A 24,915-nucleotide genomic window follows, 5' to 3' on the forward strand; every position below is an offset into this window, starting at 1 on the left:
CTCCACACACTTTTTCCCCGCTCCCCTCACAGTCGGGGTGTGCTGGAGTCAGTCACGCCCGGGATGGCGTTCGTGTTCGCGTTGATCCTCGTGGCGCTCGTGTTGTTCGCCACCGAGGCGCTCCCGGTCGACGTGACCGCGATCAGCGTCATGGTCGCGCTGATGCTCGTCGAGCCGGTGACGACCGTCGCTGTCGATGCCGACCTGCTGGCCGAACCGGTGTACGCGCTCCACCAGCCCGGTGACGGCGAGTCGCCGCTGACTGCGGGGTTGTCGGGGTTTGCCTCGACGGCGACGATCACCGTCCTGGCGATGTTCATCCTCTCGGACGGCGTCCAGCGGACCGGTATCGTCCAGTTGTTGGGGGCGAAGATCGCTTCGCTGACCGGCGACAGCGAGTCCCGGCAACTGGGTGCGACGATCGGCCTGGTCGCGCCGATCTCCGGGTTCATCAACAACACCGCCGCCGTGGCGATCCTGCTGCCGATGGTTACCGACATCGCCCACAAGGGGAAGATCTCGCCCTCGAAACTGCTCCTCCCGCTGTCGTACGCCTCGATGTTCGGCGGGATGCTCACGCTGATCGGCACCTCGACGAACATCCTCGCCTCCCAGCTATCCGCTGATCTGCTCGATCACCCCTTCGGGATGTTCGAGTTCACGCAACTCGGGCTGATCGTCTCGGTCGTCGGCACCGTCTACCTGCTCACCGTCGGGCGCTGGCTCGTCCCGAGCCGGATCGAGGCCCGCGAGGATCTCACCGAAGAGTTCGAAATGGCGGAGTACCTCACGGAAGTCGTCGTCCGCGAGGATTCGCCGATCGTCGGCCAGACCGTCCAGACGGCCCTGGCCGAGACCGAGTTCGACGTCGATATCGTCCAACTCGTTCGCGGCGGCCGCACGTTCCTCGAACCGTTGGGTCCGAAGACGATCCGGGCTGGCGACGTCTTCGCGATCCGGACCGATCGGGACACGCTGGTCGACCTCCTCGACGCCGAGGGGCTGGATCTGATCCCCGAGGTCGAGGTCGACGACGCGGAACTGGAGAGCGCGAGCGAACGGACGAACCTCGTCGAGGTCGTCATCGCTCCGGGCTCGTCGCTGGTCGGGGAGACGTTCGTCTCCTCGAACTTCCGACAGCGCTACGACGCGACGGTGCTTGCGCTCCGGCGCGGGCGCGAACTGTTCCGCCAGCGGATGGATCGGATCAGGCTGAAAGTCGGTGACACGCTCCTGGTGCAGGCCACCTCCGAGAGCATCGAGCGACTCAACGTCAACAACGACTTCATCGTCGCCCAGGAGATCCAACGGCCGGACTTCCGGCGCTCGAAGATCCCGGTAGCCGTCGGCATCGTCGCGGCGGTCGTCGGGGCCGCGGCGCTCACCCCAGTTCACATCGTCGTCTCGGCGCTCGCCGGCGCCGTCGCAATGGTCCTGACCGGCTGTCTCCGCCCCCAGGAACTGTACGACGCCGTCCAGTGGGACGTGATCTTCCTGCTTGCGGGCGTGATCCCGCTCGGGATCGCGCTCCAGGAGACCGGCGGCGCCGACCTGCTCGCGGACCTGTTCGTGCTGTTCGCTCCGGGGTTTACACCGATCGTCGTCCTCGGGTTGATGTACGTCGTCACGGCGGTCCTGACGAACATCATCTCGAACAACGCCTCGGTCGTCTTGATGATCCCCGTCGCCGTCGAGGCCGCCCAGCAACTGGGTGCCTACCCCTTCGCGTTCGTCCTGGCGGTCACGTTCGCGGCGTCGACGGCGTTCATGACGCCCGTGGGGTACCAGACGAACCTGTTGGTGTACGGGCCGGGTGGCTATCGGTTCAGTGACTATCTGAAAGTCGGCGCGCCGCTGCAAGCGGTGTTTGCCGTCGTGACGACCCTGGGGATCGCGTACTTCTGGGGTCTCGCGCCGCCGTAGCACGGGGACGCGAGCAACGAAACCCTTTACTCGGTGACGGACGCATCCTCACCTGCGGGATCGTGGGGTAGCTTGGTAACCTTCGGGCCTTGGGTGCCCGTGCCCCTAGTTCAAATCTGGGCGATCCCACTCAACGCGGTTCTCTCGACCCGAACAGCCAGTCACTGCTGGGTCGTCCGACAGACGGGCCGAACGACCGCTTCCTCGACCCGGTCGCGTGTCGCCTCGACCGAGCCGGAGTTGTCGACGACGACGTGGTCACGTTCGAACGGGTCGAACGCGGCCCGGTGTTGTTCGTAGACCGCGAAATCGGCGTCGCTGACGGTTCCCTCGCGGCGCTCGATCCGCTCTCTGACGACCTCCGGGGAACAGGTCACCCGGACGAACAGCAACTCGGCCCCGGCTTCGCGTGCCGTCTCGGCGGCCATCTCCCGGTAGCGTACCGAATTAAACGTCGCGTCGACGACGACGGACTCTCCCTGTTCCAACTCCCTCCGGGCACGCGAGAGCAGTTCCTCGTAGGTCCGTTCGATCTCGGCGTCGGTGTAGGAGGGGTCGTCGAACAGCGACTTTCGCACCTCGTCGCTGCGGTATCGCGGTGCCCCGCACTGCCGGGCGGCGTACCCGGAGGCCGTCGACTTCCCGACGCCCGGGAGACCACAGAAGGCGATGAGTGCTGGGCTGTCCACAGCGGCCGTTCACACAGTCGAGGCTTAATTTCCCCGATTCTGGCGGCCGGCGACAGACCCTTGGCGTCCCGGTGTGCACGCTGTGGCATGAGTGCGTACACCGACGCCGACTGGCTTCGGGACCACCTCGGAGACGTGCTGGCGTTCTACTACCCGGCCTGTGTCGACGAACGGAACGGTGGGTTCGTCGCACAGTTGGACGCCGAGACCGGCGAGAGCTACGATCCGGACAGCAAACACCTGGTGGCGGCGGCACGGTTCACCCGGAACTTCGCGCTGGCTGTCGAGCTGTTCGGTACCGACCCGTGGCTGGGCGCGGCCCAGCGTGGTACCGACTTCCTCCACGAGCACTTTCGCGACGCCGAACACGGGGGGTACCACTGGCTGCTCTCCGGGACGACGCCGACCGACTCACAGCGGGTCTGCTACGGGCACGCGTTCGTCGTCCTCGCGTACGCTCGGGCGACCGACGCCGGGGTCGACGGCGCAGCGGACCGGCTCGACGAGGCCTGGACACTGCTCGACGAGCGGTTCTACGAGCCCGACCAGGGACTCTACCGGAGCGTCTTCGACGCCGACTGGGACGCTGCCGAAGCCTACCGCGGGCAGAACGCCAACATGCACGCCTGTGAGGCCAACATCGTCGCCTACGAGGTTACCGGCGAGACCCGGTATCTCGACCGCGCGCTGACTGTCGCCGAACGGCTCTGTGTCGACCTGGCCGGCGAGACCGAGGGCCGGATCTGGGAACACTACACCGACGACTGGAGCCACGACTTCGCGTACAACCGCGACGACCCGACCCACCAGTTCCGCCCGTGGGGGTACCAGCCCGGTCACCACGCCGAGTGGGCGAAACTCCTCTCGATTCTGGACCGCCACGCCGAGGCCGACTGGCTGCTCGACCGCGCCAGGGAACTGTTCGACGCGGCGACGACCGGCTGGGACGACGACCGCGGCGGGTTCTACTACTCGCTAGACCGGGCGGGCGAGCCGGTCGTCGACGACAAGTACAGCTGGGAGGTCGCCGAAGCGATCGGTGCCGCCGCCGCGCTGATCGAGCGGACCGGCCGGGATCGGTACCGGGAGTGGTACGACCGCTGCTGGGAGTACGCGGTCGAGACGATGGTCGCGCCCAGCGGCAACTGGTACGAACGGGTCGACGTGGACAACGAGCCGTATCCGACCGGCGACGGGCCGGCGGTCGAACCGGGCTATCACCCGATCGGTGCCTGCTACGAGAGCCTGCGGAGCCTCGGCGAGTAGCCGCCCGGCGGCTCGTTTCCCCGTTATCTCGGGCGCGATCGACCTACCGTCTCCCGGTCGTGTCGGCCACCGTCTCACGCTCACCCCCGTTCACGAACATTCTTAGCCCGTCGGGCGCAATCGTTGTCCAACCAGATGGCGACCGCCGACAACACCGAACTCATCGATCGCTTCGAGGAGTTCTACCGCAACTACTACCGCAACGAGATCGGTGAGCTCGCACAGAAGTACCCCAACGACCAGAAGTCGCTGTATATCGACTGGGACGACCTCTATCGGTTCGATCCGGACCTGGCCGACGACTACCGCACCAAGCCCGAACAGCTCCAGGAGTACGCCGAGGAGGCGCTGCGGCTGTACGACCTCCCCGTCGACGTCTCGCTGGGCCAGGCCCACGTCCGGGTCCAGAACCTCCCCGACTCCGAGGACATCCGCGAGATTCGGCACGAACACCACGGCAACCTCATCGCCGTTCAGGGCATCGTCCGGAAGGCGACCGACGTTCGCCCGAAGGTCGTCGAAGCCGCCTTCGAGTGCCAGCGCTGCGGGACCCTCACCCGCATCCCACAGAACACCGGCGACTTCCAGGAGCCCCACGAGTGTCAGGGCTGTGAACGCCAGGGCCCGTTCCGGCTCAACACCGAACAGTCCCAGTTCATCGACGCCCAGAAGATCCGCGTCCAGGAGTCCCCCGAGGGGTTGCGTGGCGGTGAGACGCCCCAGTCGATCGACATCAACGTCGAGGACGACATCACGGGGACGGTGACGGCGGGTGACCACGTCCGGGTCACCGGCGTCCTCAAACTCGACCAGCAGGGGTCGGACCAGGACAAGTCACCGATGTTCGACATCTACATGGACGGGGTCAGCGTCGTCATTGAGGACGAGCAGTTCGAGGACATGGACATCACCGACGCCGACAAGAAAGAGATCATCGAGCTCTCGAACGAGCCCGACATCTACGACCGGATGGTCGGCGCCATCGCCCCCTCCATCTACGGCTACGAGAAGGAGAAGCTCGCGATGATGCTCCAGCTGTTTTCGGGCGTCACGAAGGAACTCCCCGACGGCTCGCGCATCCGGGGTGACCTGCACATGCTACTGATCGGTGACCCCGGAACTGGCAAATCGCAGATGTTATCATATATCCGGGAGATAGCCCCTCGGTCTGTCTACACGTCGGGGAAAGGCTCCAGCTCTGCCGGCCTTACTGCGGCGGCTGTGCGGGACGACTTCGGCGACGGCCAACAGTGGACGCTAGAGGCTGGCGCGCTCGTTCTGGCCGATCAAGGCATCGCCGCTGTCGACGAGCTAGACAAGATGAGTTGCGTGACTGGGGATACCCTCGTCCACGGGGCCGATGGGATCAACAGGATCCGTGACCTCGCCCACGAGTACGCCGACGACGGCGCGGTTGAATCGCTCTCCAACGGGCGTATGATCCGCGATATCGGCGATCTGCAGGTCTGGACGATGACCGACGACGGGCGGCTCGTCACCCGCCCGGTGACGGCCATCCACGAGTACGACGCGCCCGAGGACCTGACGCGGGTGACACTCCAGACGGGCGAACGACTCACCGCGACGGCGGACCACCCGTTCTTCGTCCGCGACGACGGCGAGCGTGTCGAACGGCCAGCCGCCGATTTGGAAGCCGGTGACTGGGTCTACGTCCCCCGGTCGGTGAGTGAGACGGCCGCCGACGGTGGCATCGACGCTGGCACGACAGCCGCGCCGGCGCTTGACAGAGAGTCGAACGGATCCGATAGCACAGTGTCTCCGGCGTTGGCGTCGATACTTGGCTACCTTGCCGGCGACGGCAACGTCTACTACGAGCGCGACGAGGGGGTCTACGGCATCCGGTTCACCAACGCGGAAGCGGAACTGCTCGCTGACTTCGAGCGGGCGTGCCGACAGGCGTTCGATAGCGAGCCAGTTCAACCGCCGAGCGAACAGCGTGACGACGGTGTCGAAACCGTCCGCATGCCGGGGAAACAGTACGCCGACGCCGTGCTCGACGCGGGGATGAATCTCGACGTCTACGACGGCAAACGATTGCCCGAGGCTGTCACTCGATCCTCACGAACGGCGAAAGGCGCGTTCCTCCGCGCGCTTGCCGACAGTGAAGGCACGGTCGACGACCGGAACGTCAAGATCTACTCGTCGAGTTACGACCTCCTCCTCGGCGCGAAGCAACTCCTGCTGGAGTTCGGCGTGTCGAGCCAGATCCAGACGCGCAAACGTTCGGCGGGTCGTGACGTCTACGTCCTCGCGATCACCGACGCCGACTCGCTGGTCGCGTTCGACCGTCACGTCGGGTTCACGCTCAACCGGAAGCAGGGGGCGCTCGACAACGTGGTCGACGCCGTCTCTGGCGACCGGACGATCCTCGATGTCGTTCCGCAGTGTGGATCGCTACTGGCCGACTGCCGTGAGTCGCTCCGTCTGCACCAGTCCGAGTGTGGGCTGAACGATGCGACATACTGTAGCTTCGAGAACGAAGACGCCGATGTCTCGATCCGGGCCGCCAGGACCATCCTGGAAGCGTTCGAATCCCGGAAACGCGACGCCGCCGCCGACCGTCGCGGGACGCTCGATGATGCCGACTGGGAGACGTTGGCCGCTGTCAGAGAGCGGTACCACGTCTCGCAGTCGGAACTGGCGACCGGGACGGACTACACCCAACAGCAGATATCCCGACTGTGGGACGAGGACGAACACCTCCGTGCTGTCGTCGCCACGAGGCTGGAGACGATTCTCGGAGCCGTCGCCGACACGGATCTGGATCCGCTCCGCGGACTCGTCACCGGGGACGTGAAGTGGCGACGCGTCGAGACGGTCGAGACAGTTCCGGCAAAAGTGGAGGACGATCAGATTCGCCTGCTCACCGAGGAGATCGCCGAACTCCTAGGATGTTCGGCCGACGAGGCTGTCGAGCGGGCACGCACGCTCCTGGCTTCCGACCCTGCGCTCACCGACTGGGAATCGGTCCGAACGGTGATGGAGCGATACGGCATCTCCGGTGCAGCAGTCGCGGACGACATCGGTGTCGACCAGTCGACTGTCTCGCGCTGGCTACGTGGTGTCGTCGACACCGATCAGTTCGACGAGATTCGGGGCGCAGTTCGCCAGCGTGTCGACCGTCTCCGAACCAAACTGGAGGGGCTTGTCGACGAGATCGAGGCACGCCAGACACCGAGCGTCTACGACCTGACGGTCGAGGGAACACACAACTTCGTGGCCAACGGCATGGTCGTCCACAACTCCGAGGACCGTTCGGCGATGCACGAAGCGTTAGAACAACAACGGATCAGTGTCAGTAAAGCTGGTATTAACGCCACGCTGAAAAGTCGCTGCTCGCTGCTCGGCGCGGCAAACCCCAAGTACGGGCGCTTCGACCAGTACGAGTCCATCGGCGAGCAGATCGATCTTGAACCGGCGCTGATCTCGCGGTTCGACCTCATCTTCACGGTCACCGACCAGCCTGACGAGGAGAAGGACCGCAACCTCGCCAAGCACATCATCCAGACCAACTACGCCGGCGAGTTGAACACCCATCGGGTCGAGACATCGACCTCGAACTACTCCGCCGAGGAGGTCGAGACCGTCACCGACGAGGTCGCCCCGACGATCGAGCCGAACCTCCTCCGGAAGTATATCGCCTACGCCAAGCGCAACTGCTTCCCGACGATGACCGAGGAAGCAAAGACCGTCATCGAGGAGTTCTACGTCGATCTACGGCTGAAAGGGCAGGACGAGGACGCTCCCGTCCCGGTCACCGCCCGGAAACTGGAGGCGCTCGTCCGGCTGGCGGAGGCCTCCGCGCGAATCCGGTTGTCGGATACCGTCGAGGAGGAGGACGCCGACCGGGCCGTCGAGATCGCCCACTACTGTCTGAAGGAGATCGGCGTCGATCCCGAGACCGGCGAGTTCGACGCCGACGTGGTCGAGACGGGAACCTCGAAGAGCCAGCGTGACCGCATCCAGAACATCCGGGGGATCATCGCCGATATCGAGGACGAGTACGACGAGGGCGCGCCGGTCGACGTGGTCATCGAACGCGCGGAAGAAGTCGACATCGACGAGTCCAAGGCCGAACACGAGATCGAGAAGCTCAAACAGAAAGGCGAGGTGTACGAGCCCCGCACCGACCATCTCCGGACGACATAATGGACCGCATCTCCGCACTGCGGAACGTCGAGGAGGCCCTGGCGACGTTCGAAGCGGGCGAGTGTTCGCTTGCCGACCTCGAACGGGAGGTCAGGGGGGTCCTGCGGACGTACGCGACGGACTTCGAGGGCGAGCTACGGGCCTACCGGGCACAGGGTGACGGTCCCGTCGACGGACTCGTCGTCCTCGCGTCGGACGCGACGGCGGCACGTGACCGTGTTCGCTCGCTGGTCGACGAACCCGGGCGGTTCGAGGTCGCTCCTGTCGAGTGAGTGCAGTGAAAGTGGTTTTACTCCCGGGGAGTGTATCGGTGTGTATCGTCGATGAGTGAGCTTCCCGAGGAACTCGCCGGAGCGACCAACACGCTGATCTGTGCGCCGTCGATGAGCCGCCACGCGGGTGGCGGGACCCACTGTACCGAGCTACTCAACGCGGGAGAGACGCCCGCGAGCGTCCTGTGGGTTACGTACACCCGCTCGCCGTCGGCGTGTGTCGAGGCCGTGCGCAGGTCGGGGGTCGAGCCGGCATCGCTGTCGGTCATCGCTGTCGGCGAGACCCCGATGGAAGACGACGAATCGCTCTCGTCGGTCAGGGTCGACACCGTCTCGACACCCAGTGACCTTACCGGGCTGGGGATCACGCTCAGCCAGACGCTCTCGGGCCGTGAAGATGTCGTCGTCTGTTTCGATTCGCTGACGGCCGTCCTCCAGTACGTCGAACGTGAGACGCTATACGAGTTCCTCCACGCCGTCGTCGGCCAACTCCACGCCGCCGACGCACTGGCACACTTCCATCTCGATCCGACAGCCCACGACAGGCAGACCGTCGACGCGCTGACCTCACTGTTCGATGCCGTCGTCCACGTTCGGGACGGCGACCGGGAGATCCGGACTCGACAATTATTGTAACTTTAGAGGAGCAAATTTTTTACCGAAGAACGAGAAACAACCGCTGTGCTGTTGGTCGTCGCCCACTCGCGAGTGGCTCGCCGAGACCTCCGGAACGTTTGTCGCACACACGGCTCCTGTGTCGTCCAGCGGTTCGGCCGGGCTGCGCTGCTCTCAGCTACCGAGTTCGCTGCGTTCCAGGCGCTCCGTCTCCAGGCGAAACACAGGGTAGACGTGCAAGTAGAGCGAGTCCGTCCGTTCGAACCGACCGACGTTCCCGAACACGTCCGGTCGGCTGCCCGGCGCTACGAGGACCGGTCTGAGCCGGCCGTTCCGTACGAGCGGTTCGCGTCGGGGAGAGACCTGCCGGCCCCGTCCTCGATGCGGGGGGAACCGCTGTGAAACTCGTGCTCGGGCCGACGACATACGAGGGACGCGTCGTCGACCTCCGATCGCACGTGGTCGACGGTTCGACCGTCGCCGCGGCAATCCGTGGCCAGACGCGTCGACCGGCCGTCGACGCACCGGAACCGACCGCAGTCTACGACTACGCCGGCTACGTTCGTCCCGACCTCGGGCTCCGGACGCGGACGGCGCTGGCCGCTGCGGCACGGTCGACTGGTCACACCACCCCCGAGGACACCGAGATCGAGGCGCTCCGGGAGCGGATCGCCGAGATCGACCCGTCGGTCCCCGACCGGACGACCCGCGCCGACAGGGTCACCGAGAACGACCTCGCCGCGCTCCAGGAGTCGGTCGGCGTCCACCGCGGTCGCGTCCAGGCCCTCGAGGCAGTCGACGCCGACGCGGCAGCCGCGCGGGCGGATCTCAGAGCGGCCGCGACGACGTTGGCCGAGCGCCGAACTGCGCGGACTGCCGCCGAACAGAGCCGGAAGCGCCGCCGCGAGGAGCTTCGGGCCTACCGCGAGCGGCTAGCCGAACGCCGTCGTCTCGAAGACCGACTCGCTAACCGCCAACGGGCGGCCCGGGAGACGCTGGTCGAGCGACTGCGTTCGTCGTTCGAGACCGCCGTCGCCGAGGTGCCTGGCCCGACGCCGACCGAGCCGTTCGACGCCGATCCGATCACCGCCGCTCTCGCGGTTCTACGGCTCGCCGACACACCGGCCCCGGTCGTCGTCGCGGTCGATCGATTCGCCACGCCGGAGTCGGCCGCGGCCTGGCTCGACGCACCGGTCGTTCGATGCTAACGTTTAGAAGCGAAGCCGGGACCAGGGGGACCCATGGCTTCGATCGACTGCTCGTGGGAACACCACGAGGGCGTGACTCTGGTCACTGCCACTGTCGTCGTCACAGCGGAACCGACCCACGTCACCGTCACGAACTGTCTCGACGGCTCGGTCTGTCCGCCCCGGCGCGAGGGCCGTCCGACGCCGGGCTGGACCGACGACGGGTTCGCCGGCGTCCTCGATCCGGGTCGACACGCGCTGGGGTACGCCGTCGAGGCACCGCCGACCGATCCACCGGCACGGCTCGACAGTGTGACGCCCGCACCGAACGCCGAGTCCGTCGACGAGCGGACCACGCCGGCGGCGATCGTCCGTGATCTCGGTGACCCGTCGCCACCCGCCGACGCCGTCCCCGAGGCTACTGTCGACGACGGGACCGACGCTGGTCCCGACACGACCGACGAGCAGCCGGCAACAACCGCAGGGCTTCCGCAACCGGTGACTGACTGGCTGGATACCGTTACACGGCGCCTCGACAGTGTCGAGCAGTCGGCCGACGCTGAGTTCCCGCGTGGCGACGACGGGGTCCCCGACGAACGGACGCTCCGGCAACTCGCTAGGCGAGCCGACCGGCTCGCGGACCGCCGTGGAACGATCGACCAGTCGGCGGACCGATCGGGATGATCCTGACCGTCACCGGCGGGAAAGGCGGTGTCGGGAAGTCGACGGTGGCGTACAACCTCGGGGCGGAACTCGACGGCGTCGTCGTCGACGGGGATCTCGCGATGGCGGACCTCCCGGAGCGACGCGGACCGGACCTCCACGACGTGTTGGCCGGCCGGGCGGCGCCGATGGCGGCCGTCGACGAGAGCGGCCCGGTCACGCTGGTTCCCTGTGGACGAACGCTGGCGGGCGCGCGGGCGTCCGACCCGGCGACACTCACCGACGTCCTGGAGACGCTCGACCGTACCTACCGGTGGGTGATCGTCGATTCGCCGGCGGGGCTCCAGGCGGACGTGGGGCTCCCGCTGTCGGTCGCCGACGCTGCACTCGTCGTGACAGTCCCCGACCGGGCGGCGCTCGCCGACGCGCTCCGCGTCCGGGCGCTGGCCAGGGAACTCGACACGGGACTCTGCCGGGTCGTCCTCAACCGCGTTCGAGACGCCCATCGGACCGAAGCGCTAGCCGATCAGTTCGGCGCTCCCGTCGTCACGGTCCCGGAGAGCGACCGGCTCGCGACGGCTCACCGGCACGGGCGCCCTGTCGGGCAGATCGCTCCGGAATCACCGGCCGCAGACGCGTTCGAGACGCTCGCGACGGCTGCCTACGGCTGTAGATCACTGTAGGTCCCACGCAGTGTCACCGGCGTCACGTCTGCGACAGCCGCTGCCTCTGCCTGCGTGAGTTCGACGTCCTGTCTACGTGCGGCAGTGTACAGGCAGGCGGCTGCGACGCCGGCCGGGTTCCGGCCGCTGACGAGGTTTCGCTCGCGGGCCTCACAGACCAGTTCTTCCGCGCACTGTCGGACGGCGTCGGGCACGTCGAGTTCGGTCGCGAACCGTGGGACGTACTCCCGGGGGTCGATCGGCCCCGTCGGCAGTCCCAACTCCCGGTTCAACGCGTCGTAGGCCGCACGCAACTCGTCGCTGTCGGCCTTGGCGACACGGCACAGCTCCTCGACGGTCCGTGCGACGCCCTCGGTCCGACAGGTCGCGTACACCGTCGCCGCAGCGAAGCCCTCCAGCGACCGACCCTGTAACAGGTCCGCCTGCTGGGCGGACTCGAACAGCACGCATGCCCGATCCCGTAGCGCGTCCGAGAGACCGAGCGCACAGACGATGCGGCGGATCTCGGTAAAGGAGTAGACCTGGTTGCGCTCGCGTTTCGAACTGACCTGTGCCCGGGTGTGCTCTCGCCGTAACCGGGCCAGTTGCCGGCGTTTTCGACCCTTGAGTCGCGTCGATCGACCGATCTCGGTCGAGAGCCCGCGGTCGTGGCGCGAACGGGTCAGCGGGGCGCCGGTCCGGGCGCGTTCGGTATCGTCGTCGTCGAACGAACGCCACTCCGGGCCGCGGTCGATGGCGTCCTCGCCGACGACCAACCCACACTGTGAACAGACACTCTCGGAACCGGTTCGTTCGACTGGGCTATCACACTCGGGGCAGCTCGACACTGTCGTGCTCATCCTGTCTTTTCCTACGGCCCGTGTGGGGGTTAAAAAACCGATCAACTGCCCCGGAACCGACGGATCGTCCCGGAAATTACCGACCGGTAACCGGTAGGTAGATTCGACAGGATTCCATCGGCCGGGAGCGGGAAGCCGCCAGGGTTAAATTCCAGACGGACGAATCTGAGACAAATGGGGCTGTCGGACATCGCCGCGGGGATCGAAGTCACCGAGCGACAGCACGAGCAGGGTGTCGCCGCCGTCGACGACACCGACACGTCACTCGCCGAACGGCTCGGGCCGGTCGCGGACGCGCTGCCCTGTCCGCCCGAGACTGCGGCGACCATCGTCGAGGCCTACGCCGCCGGCCGGGGCGTCGGGGCGAGTGGCCACGCGGCCGGCGTCGCACCGGTCACCGCCGCCAAGACGTTACATCTGGTCGGTGAACAGGTCACGCCGGTCGGGCCACAGGGTCGCGAAGTCGTCCGTGACTGGCTGTCGGGCGACCTCTCGCGAACCGACGCAGTGACACTCTCCGGACTGGGGAACCGCGAGTTCGCGCTGGCGGTCTACTGTGAGAGTCACGACCCGCTGCCGGCGGCTCGGGACGCCGTCGAAGGTGCGCTCTCGACACAGCGTGAAGACCCGCTCGGGGAGACGATGAGCGACGTCGGCGAACTGTTGTAACTGACACGCCACACGATATCGCCGAGCCCTGGCAACAGCCTCACCGAGGGCCATAGCACGTGTTACTAACTAACTCGACGGACAACCCGAGACGTATGCTGATCCAGGCTACGTCGTTTCGCGAGCAACTCGCCACTATCGGGACGGAGCTAGTCGACGGAATTATGGCCGCGGTTCCGAAGATCGTCCTCGGGACCCTGTTTCTCGCGCTTGCCTACGTGGCGATCAAGGTTATCCTCACGATCGCCCGGTCGGTGTTCGAACGGCTCTACCCGTCGAGCCAACGGCTCGTCGTCGACCTGACGGTGACGGTGATCGCGATCTTCCTGTGGTTCGGTGCGGCACTCGTCTTGTTGAACATCGTCGGGCTCGGGAACGTCGCCGCGAGCCTAGGGACCGCGAGTGGATTTATCGGCCTGGGGGTCGCCTTCGCGCTCCAGGACATGATCGCGGATACGGTCGCCGGCGTCTACCTGCTCCGCGATCCGGACTTCAACGAGGGGTATCGCGTCGACACGGCGTCGGTGACGGGAACGATCACCGCAATCGGGCTGCGCAAGACCAGACTCCGTGTCGAGGACGGATCGCTCGTCGTCCTGGCAAACCGAGAGGTCGAGAAACGCTGGCGGCTCGAGGAGTCGAGCCGCGAGGAGAGTGCCGGCTGACCGGGCTGGCCACTGGACCACCCTTATTATCCCCCTCCGACAACCCCGTTGTATGTCGGCTTCGGAACTGGCAGCGCGGGTTCGGCAGGCCCTCGACGTCGATGGCGAGGCGTTCAACGAGCGTGCCCGGGCGGAGGCCGAGGAGCTGAAGTCGGCCGTCCGGTCGGGAACGTTCGACAACAGCGAGGCCATCGTGGGGATGGAACTGGAGCTGTACGCCGTCGACGACCGGACCGACGCGCTTCGTCGGGTCCCCCGCCAGTTGCTGGAGCTCATCGGCTTCGAGAAGGAACTCGGGTTGCACAACGCCGAGATGCAGACCAGCCCGCAGCCGCTGAACTCCCACGGGTTGGCGGCACAGCGCAACGAATTGAAGGCGTCGTTGATGCCCGCCCAGCAACGGCTCGGCAGCGAGGGGATCAGGCTGGTCGCCGACGGGATGTGGACGGTCCCGCCCAACGGCGAGACGGCCGGGAGCTACCTCTGTGACGCCGTCGAACACGACGGCGTGCGCATCGGGACCAACATGTCCGACTCGGTTCGGTACCACACGATGGCCAACACGGAGTATCCCGCCGCGTTCGAACTCGATGCCCCCAACGTCTCGCTGTCGGCGCCGACGGTGATGCCCGAGGCGCTCATCACGTCGATCCAGCCCCACTATCAGATCCCCCACGCGCCCGACCTTCCGGAGTACTTCAGCTACGCGCTCCGGGTCGCCGGACCGCTGCTCGCTCTCGGGGTCAACGCGCCGTTTTTCCCGCCGGACCTCTACGACGACGCCCCCGACCACGAGATCGTCGACCAGGCCCACATGGAGAACCGGATCGGCGTCTTCGAATCGGTGCTGAACCCGCCGGCCGAGGACCCGACGCCGCCGAAGGTGTGTTTCCCGCCGGACTTCGAGACCGTCGAGGAGGCCATCGACGACATCGTCGCCGACGATGTCATCGTCCCCATGGACCTCCAGTCGGGCGGTCGGTTCGACGACGACTTCGTCCACTTCCGGCACAAACACGGCTCCTACTGGCGCTGGGTCCGCCCGGTCTTCGAGGGTGCGACCCGCTCTGCGGCCAACGCTCGCATCGAGTTCCGCCCGCTGCCCGCCCAGCCGACGCTGGCCGACGCCATCGGCTTCGAGGCGGTCTTCGCCGGCCTGATGGCGAGTCTCCCGCGGTTCGAACACCCGATCCAGTCGCTGGACTGGGAGACGGCCAGGGACAACTTCTACGCCGCCGTCGAAGACGGGCTGCGTGCCGACATGAAGTGGATCACGGCAAACGGGGCGAGCACGACTGCGACCGACGAGCTGTACGGTGAGTTGTTCGAACTCGCCCGGGACGGCCTCGAACAGCGGGGGCTCTCGACGGAGGAGGCCCACGAGTACATCCGACCCCTCCGGGAGCGGGTCGATCGCCGGCTGACCCCCGCTCGCTGGAAACACGACTTCGTCCGCCGACGCGTCGAGGAGAACGTCCCGCTCGCGGAGGCGATCTGGGGGATGCAGGCCCAGTATATCCGCAACCAGCGGGACACGCTGTTGTCGGGGTGTTTCGTCGACTGGTTCGACTCGCCCGGCGAGACGGACAAGTAACACAGAGAACAGTCGGCCGCTTATCCCGCTCCGGTCCATAGCCGACGGTATGCGTCTCTCGACGACCGAACGCCGACTGCTCTGGCTCGGGACGGTCCTGACGGGGGTCGTCCACCTGCTGGTGCCCGGTCTCCTGTTGCGAACCGCCCGGTTCGGCTACCGGACGGGACTCGCAGTCGAGTTCCGGCCCCGAAGCGGTGCCCGCAAGCGGGTCCGAGCGGTGGGGGTAGGGTTGCTGGCGCTCGCGGCCGCCGTCCGACGGTTACAGCGCTGACTCGACGTACTCGACGGCCGCCTGCGGATCGTCGACGTGTTCGACGGCGTCGACGTCGTGCGTTCCCAACCCGGCGACCGGTCGGTCCATGTCCAGGGCGTGGCCGATCTCCGAGAGTGTCCCAGTACTGCCGTCGACAGCGACGGCTGCGACGCCGTTCAGCACGACCAGGACGTTCCGTGCGTTTCCCATCCCGGTCGCGATGGCGGTGTCGACGTAGTCGTTTGCCGCCGCGCGGTGCTCGCCCGGCAGGATTCCGATCGTGTGGCCGCCGGCCTCGCTCGCACCCTTACAGACGGCTTCCATGACGCCACTCAGACCGCCACAGACGACTTCGTGACCGCGTTCGCCCAGCAGCCGTCCGACCTCGTGGGCCTGGCTGTACTGTTCCTCGGTGACCGTCGAACCGCCGATGATGGAGATGCGCATGGCTGTCGGTCGGTCGGCAACGACAAAAAGGACTCCCGGCCTACAGCTGGTCGAGCCAGTCCTGGGCGCGGGACTCGGTGGTCTCGGCGATCTCGGCCAACTCGGCCGCGTCGTACTCGCCCAGTTCCGCGACGGTCTCGATCCCCGCCGCGTGGAGGCGGTCGGCGTAGGTCGGGCCGATGCCCGAGACGGTCTCGACGTCGGCGGCGGGTTCGACGCCGCCTTCCTCGGCCGCAACCGCGTCGTCGCCGGCGTCTTCATCGGTCTCATCGGGCGACTCGACCTCGATGTCGACCTCGTCGCCGCCGTTGCGGTCCTTGTACCACTGTGCGACCTCGGGCCAGAGGTCGGCGTGGGTCGAGGAGGACACCGACAGGCCGATGTGGCCGGTCGAGAACTCGATGGTCTTCGTGTCCTCGCTCGGGATGACCTCGTTGAACGGCTTGGAGGCCTCCGGCGGGATGAGGTGGTCGTACTCGCCCATCAACTGGAGCACGGGCATGTCGATGTTGTTCAGGTCGACGTGCTCGCCGTCGAGTTCCAGTTCGTTCCTGTAGAGTTTGTTGTCCTGATAGATGTCTTCGAGGAACTGGACGTAGGCCTCGCCCGCGACGTCGATGCCGTCTCCGAGCCACTTCTCCATCCGGCCGAAGTTCTCGACGAACCCCTCGCTCTCGATGTTCTCGGCCAGGCGGATGTACTTCGAGACGTAGTTCTCGACGGGGTCCATCAGCGCGAAGCCGATGTCGAGCATGTCCGCCGGGACGTTGCCGAACGTCTCGGTGACGTCTTCGGGGGAGTAGTACTCGTCGCTGCCCCACTCTTCGAGGATGCCGCCAGTGTGGTCGAAACACAGCCCGGCAGCCATCAGCCCGAGCGTGTTGACTTTCTCGGGGTAGAGCGCGGCGTACATCACCGACATCGTCCCGCCCATACAGTAGCCCAGGATGTTGATCGCGTCCTGGCCCGAGCGCTCGCGGACGACGTCGACGCAGTTGTCCATGTAGCGGTTGACGTAGTCGTTCAGCGTCAGGTGCTGGTCGAGCCGCGACGGCTCGTTCCAGTCGATGAGGTAGACATCGTGACCGGCCTCCAGCAGGCGCCGGACGACCGACCGCTCCTCCTGGAGGTCCAGGATGTACGGCCGGTTGATCAGCGCGTACGTGATGAGGATCGGGATCGACTCCTTGTCGGCCTCGTCGATCTCGATCCCGGCGGCTTCGGCGTCGTAGTGGAGCAGTTCGAGCTTGTTCTCCTCGTAGACGACCTCGCTTGGCGTCTGGCCGACCTCGACGGACTCCATCCGCTCCAGGCGTTCGTCGGCGATCTGGCTCCGTTCGGCGGCCTCGCTCAGCGACTCCAGGGTCTTCGTCTGGAAGTTCAGTGCTGCCGCGAACGGGTTGACGGGCTCGCTAGACATCGTTCTCTTCGAGGTGTTCGAGGACGCGGTCGAGCTTCTGTTCGACGGCGTGTTGGCGGCGCTCGACTTCCAGCAGGCGCTCGCCGACCTCGTCGATGTCGTCCCGCGTCGGGAACCCCATCTGGGCGATGGCGTCCTGGCTCATCTCGTCGGCCTCCTGTTGCATCTCCATCATCGACTCGACGAGCTGGCCGTTCGCGGCGGCGAAGGCGGACGTGCTCATCACGTTCTTGAACGCTTCGTTGGCCGACTGGAGCCAGATGTCACGGAACTCGGCGGGGTCGACGTCCTCGCCCTGGGCGGCGTCGGCCGACCGTTCCATCATCTGCTCGGTGGCGTCGAGCCAGGTCTCGTAGGCCTCGCCGTACCCCTCCATCCCCTCGCCCATCTCCTCGCCGGTGGGGAGCGAGTCCTCGACGGCGTCGGCCCAGGACTCGACGAAGGCCGACTGGGCCTTCATGTTCTGCTCCATCGACTCCGCGACCGCGTTGTTCATCTCCTCGACGATCTCCGCCCATTCTTGTTGCATCTCGTTGTTGCTCATAGTATATAGCTCGCGCGTTCGCGCACAAAAAACGGCTGGTTCGTTACGCCTCGACGGCGTCAGCGGCCTTCGCCTGCACTTCCTCGACCTGGGCCTGCATCTCCTCGACCTGCTCCTGGACCTCGTCGAGCTGGTCGCCGAACTGTTCGGCGGCTTCGATGGACTGGGACTCCAGTTCCTCGTGGGCGTCGACGAGCATCTCGACCTGCTCGGTGACGGCGTCGAGGTACTCCTGGGTCATCTCGTCGTAGGCGTCGGCGCCTTCGACCATCTCGCTCTCGACGTTGTCGAAGACCTCTGCGTGGTTCTCCAGCAGGAAGTCGTACTGCTCGTCGACCGCCTGGCGGACCTCGTCGACGCTCCCGGCGACGCCGGGGACGGTCGACTCGATCGCGTCAAGGTAGCTGTGGAAGGCGGTCTTCGAGAGCTCGACACCGCGGCGCTGTGCCGACTCCTGGGTATCGAGACTGTCGATGACGGCCTCGTTGACGTTCTTCTGGAACTCGAAGCTCTGTTCGAGGGCCTTCTGGCTCTGTTCGATCGACGCGCGCTGCATTTCGAAAGCTGTCGTGACGGGGGTTGTGTAGTCTACCATTGGAATCACTCTGTGTTGTTATTGACCGGGAGGACGACTGCTTGGACGATGTCCCCTTCGTCGATGTCGAGCGCCTCGCGCTCGGCATCGGGGATGCTGATGCGACCCCCGCTTTGCACGCGGGTCTTGAACGTCGCCATCTGACTCATCGCGCCGAGTTGGTTCATATCCATACTCGGCATACCGCCAGTGGCGAATAACTGCTTCATCATCTCCTGCTGTTGTTCCATCGCGTTCTCGCTTGCCTGTTGCATCCCTTTGAACATCGGGGGCCACAGCAGGCCATCGTCCTCGTCGGCCATCGGTACTACCATCTACACCCTTCAACGATATAAAACTTCCGCTGAATACCATCTGTTACCATTCAATGGTAACGAGTGGATAGCGATAGTCCGCCCCTTCGAACCCACTCTTTCGGGTGATATATATTGGAACTATGATAGTAAAATCCCGTTCCCGGCCGGTAGCCGGCTTCTCGTGGCTGTAGACGCTGAAACAACGCCAAGGTTTAATACCCGGACGACTAGATATCAGTATCGATGAGTTCTGAATCTCACCGGAACCCGCTGTTAGACACGTGGACGGAAACGTCCTCACACATGTTCAACAGCGTTGTCGCGGCCAACCGGGCAGCGTTCGCCGCCTTCGGTGTCCAACAGGACGGAGCGGACACAGAGGACGTCGTCGAACCCGTAGATCGTATCGAACCCGACGAAGACCTCCCCGAGTGGCACGTCTCGCTCTCGGAGGACCACCCCGACTACCTGGGTGTCGGCGACCGTGCGGAGTTCACGAAGACGATCTCCGAGGGCGACGTCCGACAGTTCGCCGCCGCCAGCGGCGACACGAACCCACTGCATCTGGACGACGAGTTCGCGGAGAACACCCGCTTCCGCGGGCGGATCGCCCACGGGACGCTGGTCGGCAGCCTCATCAGCGCGGCGCTTGCACGACTGCCCGGACTCACGATCTATCTCTCACAGGACCTGGAGTTCCACAACCCGGTCCGGATCGGCGACCGTCTCACAGCCGAGTGTGAGATCGTCGAGGACCTCGGTGACGATCAGTACCGTCTCACGACCCGCGTCGTCGACGAGGGTGAAGTCGCCATCGACGGCGAGGCTGTCGTCCTGATCGACGATCTCCCGAACTAACAGAAGGCTCGCAGTGCCCGGTTGAACCGCTCCGGCTGCTCCCGGGGCGGACAGTGACCGCACTCCCCCAGTATCTTTAGCTCACTATCCGCGAGCGACGCGGCCGCTCGTTCGGTCCACGACTTCGGGAGCAGCGGGTCCGCGGCGCCGTGGACCAACAGTGTCGGGACCTCCAGTTCAGCGAGCCGACCGGAGTAGTCCGTCTTGAACCCGGTAGCCCGGAACTCGCTGCGCTGCCAGCGGCGCATCGCCCGGACCGTCCGTCGGTCGACGACCGACGCGACCTGCTCGACCAGTTCCTGTGGCGGTTCGGCCGCACCCATACTCCGCAACCCGGCTCTGATCGCTGGTTTCGACGTGCTGACGCCCTGCCAGAGCATATTGCCTACGACGGGTGTCTGGAGGATACCGGTGGCGGCGACCCGCCAGTAGGCGTCGGACCCGAGCCCGTAGCTGTCGACGAGGACGAGTCGTTCCACGTCGCCGCCGTCGAGGGCGTGTCCCAGCGCCAGTGCGCCGCCCATCGAGAGCCCCGCCATCGCCGGTTCGGTGACCTCGACGGCGTCGAGAAACGCCGCGACCGTCTCCAGGTAGTACTCCGTCGTGTACGCCCGGTCGGGCTTGTCGCTGTCCCCGTGACCCGGCAGGTCCGGTGCGTAGACGGTCCGCTCGTCCGCGAGTGCGGGCAAGGCGTGTCGCCACGATACCGTCGCGGCGTCTAGTCCGATCCCGTGGAGAAACACCAGTGGCGGTCCCTCGCCACCGGTCCGGTAGTGAACGTCGACGTCGTCACCGTCGACAGTCAACTCGACGGAGTCCGACGTGATCTCGCTGGTCATCGCCGGTGCTCAGTGTCGGAGCTGCATCAGCCTTTCTCTCACTGTCTGTCGACCACCCACTCCGGTCACTTCTCATCTCTATTTCTCTCGTAGGCACCGGCTTCGGCGAGCCGTCCCTGCTCGCGGACGATCGACGGCGTTCGACAGCGGCCGGGTTCGCCGGTCACCTGTGGGATCGTACAGTTGTTACAACTCTCACACAGCGCGTCCTCGCCGGCCAACAGACGCGCTCCCAGTCGTGGCTCGGCGTAGAACGGCCGGGCCATCCCCACCAGATCGGCGGCGGGCGTGTCGCCATCGGCAGCCAGATAGCGGTCACAGTCCGCCCGCGTCCGGAGACCGCCTTCGAGCAACACCGGCACGTCGACTCGTTCGCGGACCGCCCGACAGAACTCCGCGTTCCAGCCCGGTTCGTGGTCGAACCGGCGGGCCTGCCACCGATTCAGCAGTTCCACCGCACGTGCCCGGAGACGGCTCCCGAAGACCGACGCGTAGTCGGCTTGGAGGTCGCTGGCGTCCCACGCACGGTCCGGGAAGTCACCGCGGACGATACTCATGTCCCAGAACGTCGACACCTCCACCGGGACGACGGCGTCGTACCCGATCTCGGCGACCCGTTCGGCGATGTCCAGCCCGTCCGCTCTCGAAAGATGCCTTCGAACGAATTTTGGTGCGTCGGTCTCCGCAGGGACTTTCGTCACGAGCGGAATCGACCCGGCATGGTCCCGGACGGCGTCGTGGATCGCTTCCATGAACCGAACGCCGTCCGCGAACTCGTCGTCCCGGCGGTTGTAGAACGGCGAGAGGAACTGCTGGATCAGACTCATGTTCGCCGCCGAGAGGTGGATCCCGTCGTAGCCGGCGTCGGCGGCGTAGCCGGCACAGCGGCCGAACTGTTCGGCCAGGCCCCACACGTCCTCGGTCGTGAGCACGTCCGGTCGAAGCGAGATTAGACCTGCACGGTCGAGCAGCCGGAGCTGCCAGGGCGGCCGGGAGACGGCCAGTTGGCGCTGGTCCGGATGCCGGGTCCGATAGCCAGCGTGCCAGGTCGCCATGCTCCGGAGGCCGCCGTGGGCCAACTGGAGGAAGATCCGGCCGCCGTGATCGTGGACGGCGTCGGTCAGCCGTTCGAGGCGCGCCACGAACGACCGGTCGTGGACCCGGGTCATGTTCGGGGCCGCACAGCCGCCCCTGTCGGTGACGATGCTCGCCCCCTGGAAGACGAGACCGACGCCGGATTCCGCGGTCGGTTCGAGTTCGTCGACGAGCGTGTCGACGGCGTCGGGGCCGTTGCCAGCACACTCCAGTACCGGTGCCCGGTAGAGCCGGTTCGGGACCGAGACCCCACCGATGTCGACCGGTTCGGTCAGTTCGCTCACGGGCGGCTGACGGGGGATACGGCTGCGTCGATACGCGCTCGGACGGTTCCGCGTCGCTCCATGGCCCAATGTAACACACAGCGGCGAAAAACCCTGTCGCTACTTCTCGACCGGCAACAGGGCGACCCGCTCGCGGACGGCGTCGGCCAGCGTCCCCTCGGTCGCGGCCAGTTCGGTGTCGCTCACGTCGAAAAACGAGCGGACCCGCTCTCGGTCGTACTGGCCCAGCGTCTCGCCTGGGTCGAGCACGTCGGCCACGGCGGCCGCCGCGGCCGCCTCGTCACCGCCGACGACGACGGCGACGACCGGGCACTCCCCCTCGCTGACGCCCATCTCCAGCGCTTGGCTGATCTGGCGACGACCGGCGGCGTACAGCAGGATCTCGACGCCGAAGTCGTCGGCGATCCCCTCGCCGCGGTCGTGGGCGCGGGTCGCGAGTTTCACTGCCCGCTCTATGTGTGCCCGATCGACGACGTAGCGGGCGTCGAACGCCTGGATCGTCGCGCCGTGGTCCGTCCCGATCCCGTCCAGCCGTTCGACGAACACCCCCACGTCGTCGACCGTCGCGGTGCCTTCGACGACCTCCATCAGAAATCCCCCAGGCTGGACTGGTCCTCGGCGGTCTCGTCCGGTTCCGAGGCGCCGTCCTCGTCGACTGCCACGTCCGGGTCCGGGTCGACGCCGTCCATCGACGGATCGCGGTGGCCGGCGCTTTCGAGGACGTTTTCGGCGGTCTTTCGCCGGCCCCGGAGCGCCGCGAGGACGGTCGGTTTCGGGGCGTCACGCAACTGGGCACGGTCGGTGATCCCGGCGTCGTAGAGCCGCCGCGCCCGTTTCCGACCCACGCCGCGCACGCCCGCGAGGTCGATCAGTTCCTCGCCGACACCGTGTTCGACCCGGCGGCGGGCCTCGCTGATCGCCGGCGCGGCGTCCAGTCCGACCTCGCTGGCTAGGGACTCGGCGGCCCCGAGCAGCCACTGGGCGGTCTCGACTTTCCCGCGGATGTCCCCTGGACCGACGCCGTAGCGTTCGGTGATCGTCTCCTCGTCGACCTCCGAGGCCCAGTCTTCGAGCAGGCGAGCGGTCTTGAACGCCGCCAACCAGTCCTCGAAGCGGTCGTCCTCGAACTCGGAGGGGGTCGATCCCAGGAGTTCGCCCTCTCGTTCGTACACCGCCATCTCGTACTCCTCGCGGTCGCCCGACCGGAGGTACAGTTCGTACATGTCCGGCGTGCGCGAGACGAGATGGAAGAGGCCGAGCGCCGAGATATCGTCGGGGTCGGTGTCGCCGGCCCGTTCGCCGTCCGCGAGTTCGCTCGCAGTGGTGAAGCCGCCTTCGCCGGACGGTTCCGCCGTGTCGTCCGTCCCGGCGTGGCGCTCCCAGTGTTCGAGCCCGTCGACGATCTCGGCGGCGCTCATCGGATCGAGGTAGAGCCGCGAGACTGTGTGGCCCAGTGAGGTCGCGTCGAGTTCGTCGCCGTCCCGCTCGACGAACCCGTTCCGCTCCAGATACGTGAGCACGTCGTCGACGACCCGTTCGAGCCGGCCGCTCTCCGTGGTCTGGCTGGCGTAGAGCGTCTGTTCGAGGAACTCCAGCAGCCCGCCACGAGAGCGGGCGAACCCGGAGGCGACCGTCGCGAGGATGTGGGTCCGCAGGGCCGGCTCGGCAGCGAGTTTCGACCGGACCGGCTCGGGGTCGGCCCAGACGTACCGCTCGAACAGTTCGTCCAGTTCGTCGTGGCTGTTGGCGATCAGCGCGGCCTCGCCGTAGGGGTCCAGGCCGGGTCGCCCGGCCCGTCCCATCATCTGGTGGACTTCGAGAACCGAGAGCGGTTGCATCCCGCCGGCCTCGCCGTCGTAGCGGCGCCAGTCCCGGACGACGACGCGCCGGGAGGGCGTGTTCACCCCGGCCGCGAGCGTCGGCGTCGCACAGACGACCTTCACGAGACGGTCCCGAAACGCGTCCTCGACGAGTTCGCGGTGGCCCCGTGCGAGGCCGGCGTGGTGGAACGCAGCCCCGTCGGCGACGGCGTCGGCGAGGTCATCGCTGGTCTCGGTGTCGCTCACGTCCCGGATCTCGGCGGCCACGTCGGCCAACTGGTCGCGTTCCTCGTCGGAGAGGTGTGGCCGGACCGTACTCCCCAACCGCCCGGCGGCCGACTCGGCGTTGCGCCGGGAGTTGACGAACACCAGCGTCGAACCCCCCTCCTCGACCACGTCGCCGTCCTCGTCGGTGTCGTCGGTCAGCGTGTCCCGGACGATGGCGGCGGTCGGCTTCTCGTTGTTCTGCACGGCCAGCCGTTGCTGGCTCCCGTCTTCGAGATGCAGCGCCTGGCCGTAGTGGACCCCCTTCTGGAGGTCGATCGGGCGCCAGTCCGAGTCGACGAGTTCGGCGTCGAGCCACCCGGCCAGTTCGTCGGCGTTGCCGATGGTCGCCGACAGCGCCACCGTCTGCAGATCGGGGTTGAGCCGCCGGAGCTTCGCCAGGGTCACCTCCAGAGTCGGTCCTCGGTTCCCGTCGTCGACGAGGTGGACCTCGTCGCTGACCACGCAGGTCAGGTCAGCGATCCACGGCGCGTCGTTTCGCACGAGGGAATCGACCTTCTCGCTGGTCGCGACGACGATGTCCTTGTCGGCCAGCCAGCCGCCGTCGGACTCGTAGTTACCCGTCGAGACGCCCACGTCCAGCCCGTACTCCTCGAACTGTTCGAACTCCGCGCGCTTCTCGCTGGCCAGCGCACGCAACGGGACGATATACAGCGCCGTCCCGCCGCGAGCCACCGACGACAGCATCGCCAGTTCCGCCACGAGCGTCTTCCCGCTCGCCGTCGGGATGGCAGCGACGAGGTTCTCACCCCTGGTGACCCCGGCCTCGACGGCCTCGGCCTGGGGTGGGTACAACTCCTCGATCCCGTCGGCACGTAGATGGTCGGGCAGCCAGTCGGGCACGCCCGGCAGGTCCGCAACGTCCATTACCGATCGATTGGGTCCTGCCGCGATTTAAACTGTCGCACTGGGGCCGGACACTGATGTGGACGCCCGGCTCG

25 protein-coding genes and 1 tRNA gene are annotated in these 24,915 nt (G+C 66.5%); 15 read left to right on the forward strand and 11 right to left on the reverse strand.

The annotated features are described in order from the left end of the window. Nucleotides 1-63 precede the first annotated feature (63 nt). Nucleotides 64-1,923 carry an SLC13 family permease gene (locus P0204_RS10055; RefSeq protein WP_276223264.1) on the forward strand — a complete coding sequence of 620 codons (1,860 nt, stop codon included), beginning with the start codon at nt 64-66 and terminating at the stop codon, nt 1,921-1,923. A gap of 56 nt (nt 1,924-1,979) precedes the next feature. Further along, nucleotides 1,980-2,052, forward strand: a tRNA-Pro gene (locus tag P0204_RS10060). A 32-nt stretch (nt 2,053-2,084) separates the two neighbouring features. On the opposite strand, the gene P0204_RS10065 is transcribed toward P0204_RS10060, so the two are convergent. Beyond that, the gene (locus P0204_RS10065) at nt 2,085-2,612 is read right to left on the reverse strand and encodes a P-loop nucleotide/nucleoside kinase family protein (RefSeq protein ID WP_276178770.1); all 528 of its coding nucleotides are present in this window, start codon (nt 2,610-2,612) and stop codon (nt 2,085-2,087) included. Between the two features lie 87 nt (nt 2,613-2,699). On the opposite strand from P0204_RS10065, the gene P0204_RS10070 reads away from it, so the two are divergent. The 8 genes from P0204_RS10070 to P0204_RS10105 all read left to right on the forward strand — a co-directional run bounded on the left by P0204_RS10070 (nt 2,700) and on the right by P0204_RS10105 (nt 11,468). Further along, nucleotides 2,700-3,878, forward strand: coding sequence for an AGE family epimerase/isomerase (locus P0204_RS10070; RefSeq protein WP_276178772.1), 1,179 nt, complete (start codon nt 2,700-2,702; stop codon nt 3,876-3,878). Between the two features lie 135 nt (nt 3,879-4,013). Next, nucleotides 4,014-8,048, forward strand: coding sequence for an LAGLIDADG family homing endonuclease (locus P0204_RS10075; protein WP_276178774.1), 4,035 nt, complete (start codon nt 4,014-4,016; stop codon nt 8,046-8,048). Beyond that, entirely contained in the window at nt 8,048-8,320 is a 273-nt protein-coding gene (locus P0204_RS10080) for a DUF7854 family protein (protein ID WP_276178776.1), read from the forward strand. Before P0204_RS10075 ends, P0204_RS10080 begins: the two co-directional genes overlap by 1 nt. A gap of 51 nt (nt 8,321-8,371) precedes the next feature. Beyond that, on the forward strand, nt 8,372-8,956 hold the full coding sequence (locus P0204_RS10085; protein WP_276178778.1) for a DUF7504 family protein: 585 nt from the start codon (nt 8,372-8,374) through the stop codon (nt 8,954-8,956). A gap of 45 nt (nt 8,957-9,001) precedes the next feature. Beyond that, nucleotides 9,002-9,337, forward strand: coding sequence for a DUF7855 family protein (locus P0204_RS10090; protein WP_276178780.1), 336 nt, complete (start codon nt 9,002-9,004; stop codon nt 9,335-9,337). Continuing rightward, a complete protein-coding gene (locus P0204_RS10095; RefSeq protein ID WP_276178782.1) occupies nt 9,334-10,143 on the forward strand; it encodes a DUF7856 family protein in 810 nt (269 codons plus the stop codon). Before P0204_RS10090 ends, P0204_RS10095 begins: the two co-directional genes overlap by 4 nt. A gap of 33 nt (nt 10,144-10,176) precedes the next feature. Next, a complete protein-coding gene (locus P0204_RS10100) occupies nt 10,177-10,806 on the forward strand; it encodes a DUF7857 domain-containing protein (RefSeq protein WP_276178784.1) in 630 nt (209 codons plus the stop codon). After that, nucleotides 10,803-11,468, forward strand: coding sequence for a MinD/ParA family ATP-binding protein (locus P0204_RS10105; RefSeq protein ID WP_276178786.1), 666 nt, complete (start codon nt 10,803-10,805; stop codon nt 11,466-11,468). Before P0204_RS10100 ends, P0204_RS10105 begins: the two co-directional genes overlap by 4 nt. Here the strand turns inward: P0204_RS10105 and P0204_RS10110 are convergent. Further along, the gene (locus P0204_RS10110; protein ID WP_276178788.1) at nt 11,447-12,307 is read right to left on the reverse strand and encodes a transcription initiation factor IIB; all 861 of its coding nucleotides are present in this window, start codon (nt 12,305-12,307) and stop codon (nt 11,447-11,449) included. The genes P0204_RS10105 and P0204_RS10110 overlap by 22 nt on opposite strands. A 174-nt stretch (nt 12,308-12,481) precedes the next feature. Here P0204_RS10110 and P0204_RS10115 point away from each other — a divergent pair, with 174 nt between their 5' ends. The 4 genes from P0204_RS10115 (at nt 12,482) to P0204_RS10130 (ending at nt 15,509) form a co-directional block, all read left to right on the forward strand. Further along, nucleotides 12,482-12,976: a DUF7858 family protein gene (locus P0204_RS10115; RefSeq protein WP_276178790.1), complete on the forward strand. Its 495-nt coding sequence runs from the start codon at nt 12,482-12,484 to the stop codon at nt 12,974-12,976. Nucleotides 12,977-13,071: 95 nt separating this feature from the next. After that, nucleotides 13,072-13,641, forward strand: coding sequence for a mechanosensitive ion channel family protein (locus tag P0204_RS10120; protein WP_276178792.1), 570 nt, complete (start codon nt 13,072-13,074; stop codon nt 13,639-13,641). 52 nt (nt 13,642-13,693) lie between these two features. Continuing rightward, nucleotides 13,694-15,235, forward strand: coding sequence for a glutamate-cysteine ligase family protein (locus P0204_RS10125; RefSeq protein WP_276178794.1), 1,542 nt, complete (start codon nt 13,694-13,696; stop codon nt 15,233-15,235). Nucleotides 15,236-15,284: 49 nt separating this feature from the next. Next, nucleotides 15,285-15,509, forward strand: coding sequence for a hypothetical protein (locus tag P0204_RS10130; protein ID WP_276178796.1), 225 nt, complete (start codon nt 15,285-15,287; stop codon nt 15,507-15,509). On the opposite strand, the gene P0204_RS10135 is transcribed toward P0204_RS10130, so the two are convergent. The 5 genes from P0204_RS10135 to P0204_RS10155 are packed head-to-tail and all read right to left on the reverse strand — an operon-like array spanning nt 15,498 to nt 18,799. Continuing rightward, nucleotides 15,498-15,938: a TIGR00725 family protein gene (locus tag P0204_RS10135; RefSeq protein WP_276178798.1), complete on the reverse strand. Its 441-nt coding sequence runs from the start codon at nt 15,936-15,938 to the stop codon at nt 15,498-15,500. The two genes, P0204_RS10130 and P0204_RS10135, sit on opposite strands and share 12 nt — an antisense overlap. 40 nt (nt 15,939-15,978) lie before the next feature. Beyond that, nucleotides 15,979-17,358 carry a poly(3-hydroxyalkanoate) polymerase subunit PhaC gene (gene phaC, locus P0204_RS10140; protein ID WP_379801645.1) on the reverse strand — a complete coding sequence of 460 codons (1,380 nt, stop codon included), beginning with the start codon at nt 17,356-17,358 and terminating at the stop codon, nt 15,979-15,981. Next, nucleotides 17,351-17,902 (reverse strand): poly(R)-hydroxyalkanoic acid synthase subunit PhaE, encoded by a 552-nt coding sequence (locus tag P0204_RS10145; RefSeq protein ID WP_276178800.1) that lies wholly within the window; start codon nt 17,900-17,902, stop codon nt 17,351-17,353. Before P0204_RS10145 ends, phaC begins: the two co-directional genes overlap by 8 nt. Before the next feature lie 43 nt (nt 17,903-17,945). Further along, on the reverse strand, nt 17,946-18,497 hold the full coding sequence (locus tag P0204_RS10150) for a prolipoprotein diacylglyceryl transferase (protein ID WP_276178802.1): 552 nt from the start codon (nt 18,495-18,497) through the stop codon (nt 17,946-17,948). A gap of 5 nt (nt 18,498-18,502) precedes the next feature. Next, nucleotides 18,503-18,799, reverse strand: coding sequence for an AbrB/MazE/SpoVT family DNA-binding domain-containing protein (locus tag P0204_RS10155; protein ID WP_276178804.1), 297 nt, complete (start codon nt 18,797-18,799; stop codon nt 18,503-18,505). A 297-nt stretch (nt 18,800-19,096) separates the two neighbouring features. On the opposite strand from P0204_RS10155, the gene P0204_RS10160 reads away from it, so the two are divergent. Beyond that, nucleotides 19,097-19,651, forward strand: coding sequence for a MaoC family dehydratase (locus tag P0204_RS10160; RefSeq protein WP_276223265.1), 555 nt, complete (start codon nt 19,097-19,099; stop codon nt 19,649-19,651). Here P0204_RS10160 and P0204_RS10165 read toward each other — a convergent pair. The 4 genes from P0204_RS10165 to P0204_RS10180 all read right to left on the reverse strand — a co-directional run bounded on the left by P0204_RS10165 (nt 19,648) and on the right by P0204_RS10180 (nt 24,841). Continuing rightward, the gene (locus tag P0204_RS10165) at nt 19,648-20,490 is read right to left on the reverse strand and encodes an alpha/beta fold hydrolase (protein ID WP_276178806.1); all 843 of its coding nucleotides are present in this window, start codon (nt 20,488-20,490) and stop codon (nt 19,648-19,650) included. The genes P0204_RS10160 and P0204_RS10165 overlap by 4 nt on opposite strands. Nucleotides 20,491-20,555: 65 nt before the next feature. Then, complete coding sequence (locus P0204_RS10170) at nt 20,556-21,869, reverse strand: oxidoreductase (protein WP_276178808.1); 1,314 nt, start codon at nt 21,867-21,869, stop codon at nt 20,556-20,558. Nucleotides 21,870-21,968: 99 nt separating this feature from the next. Then, the gene (gene cgi121 / locus P0204_RS10175; RefSeq protein ID WP_276178810.1) at nt 21,969-22,457 is read right to left on the reverse strand and encodes a KEOPS complex subunit Cgi121; all 489 of its coding nucleotides are present in this window, start codon (nt 22,455-22,457) and stop codon (nt 21,969-21,971) included. Next, nucleotides 22,457-24,841, reverse strand: coding sequence for an ATP-dependent DNA helicase (locus P0204_RS10180; RefSeq protein ID WP_276178812.1), 2,385 nt, complete (start codon nt 24,839-24,841; stop codon nt 22,457-22,459). The genes cgi121 and P0204_RS10180 overlap by 1 nt, the downstream gene beginning before the upstream one ends. Nucleotides 24,842-24,915: the final 74 nt, after the last annotated feature.

Origin of the sequence: Haloarcula halophila (assembly GCF_029278565.1) — an archaeon.
In the GTDB taxonomy this organism is placed as follows: Archaea; Halobacteriota; Halobacteria; order Halobacteriales; family Haloarculaceae; genus Haloarcula; species Haloarcula halophila.

Coding starts and splice junctions, on each gene's coding strand:
- P0204_RS10055 (WP_276223264.1), top strand. CDS start 64: ATGGCGTTCGTGTTCGCGTTGATCCTCGTGGCGCTCGTGTTGTTCGCC.
- P0204_RS10070 (WP_276178772.1), top strand. CDS start 2,700: ATGAGTGCGTACACCGACGCCGACTGGCTTCGGGACCACCTCGGAGAC.
- P0204_RS10075 (WP_276178774.1), top strand. CDS start 4,014: ATGGCGACCGCCGACAACACCGAACTCATCGATCGCTTCGAGGAGTTC.
- P0204_RS10080 (WP_276178776.1), top strand. CDS start 8,048: ATGGACCGCATCTCCGCACTGCGGAACGTCGAGGAGGCCCTGGCGACG.
- P0204_RS10085 (WP_276178778.1), top strand. CDS start 8,372: ATGAGTGAGCTTCCCGAGGAACTCGCCGGAGCGACCAACACGCTGATC.
- P0204_RS10100 (WP_276178784.1), top strand. CDS start 10,177: ATGGCTTCGATCGACTGCTCGTGGGAACACCACGAGGGCGTGACTCTG.
- P0204_RS10105 (WP_276178786.1), top strand. CDS start 10,803: ATGATCCTGACCGTCACCGGCGGGAAAGGCGGTGTCGGGAAGTCGACG.
- P0204_RS10110 (WP_276178788.1), bottom strand. CDS start 12,307: ATGAGCACGACAGTGTCGAGCTGCCCCGAGTGTGATAGCCCAGTCGAA.
- P0204_RS10115 (WP_276178790.1), top strand. CDS start 12,482: ATGGGGCTGTCGGACATCGCCGCGGGGATCGAAGTCACCGAGCGACAG.
- P0204_RS10120 (WP_276178792.1), top strand. CDS start 13,072: ATGCTGATCCAGGCTACGTCGTTTCGCGAGCAACTCGCCACTATCGGG.
- P0204_RS10125 (WP_276178794.1), top strand. CDS start 13,694: ATGTCGGCTTCGGAACTGGCAGCGCGGGTTCGGCAGGCCCTCGACGTC.
- P0204_RS10130 (WP_276178796.1), top strand. CDS start 15,285: ATGCGTCTCTCGACGACCGAACGCCGACTGCTCTGGCTCGGGACGGTC.
- P0204_RS10135 (WP_276178798.1), bottom strand. CDS start 15,938: ATGCGCATCTCCATCATCGGCGGTTCGACGGTCACCGAGGAACAGTAC.
- phaC (WP_379801645.1), bottom strand. CDS start 17,358: ATGTCTAGCGAGCCCGTCAACCCGTTCGCGGCAGCACTGAACTTCCAG.
- P0204_RS10145 (WP_276178800.1), bottom strand. CDS start 17,902: ATGAGCAACAACGAGATGCAACAAGAATGGGCGGAGATCGTCGAGGAG.
- P0204_RS10150 (WP_276178802.1), bottom strand. CDS start 18,497: ATGGTAGACTACACAACCCCCGTCACGACAGCTTTCGAAATGCAGCGC.
- P0204_RS10155 (WP_276178804.1), bottom strand. CDS start 18,799: ATGGCCGACGAGGACGATGGCCTGCTGTGGCCCCCGATGTTCAAAGGG.
- P0204_RS10160 (WP_276223265.1), top strand. CDS start 19,097: ATGTTCAACAGCGTTGTCGCGGCCAACCGGGCAGCGTTCGCCGCCTTC.
- P0204_RS10165 (WP_276178806.1), bottom strand. CDS start 20,490: ATGACCAGCGAGATCACGTCGGACTCCGTCGAGTTGACTGTCGACGGT.
- cgi121 (WP_276178810.1), bottom strand. CDS start 22,457: ATGGAGGTCGTCGAAGGCACCGCGACGGTCGACGACGTGGGGGTGTTC.
- P0204_RS10180 (WP_276178812.1), bottom strand. CDS start 24,841: ATGGACGTTGCGGACCTGCCGGGCGTGCCCGACTGGCTGCCCGACCAT.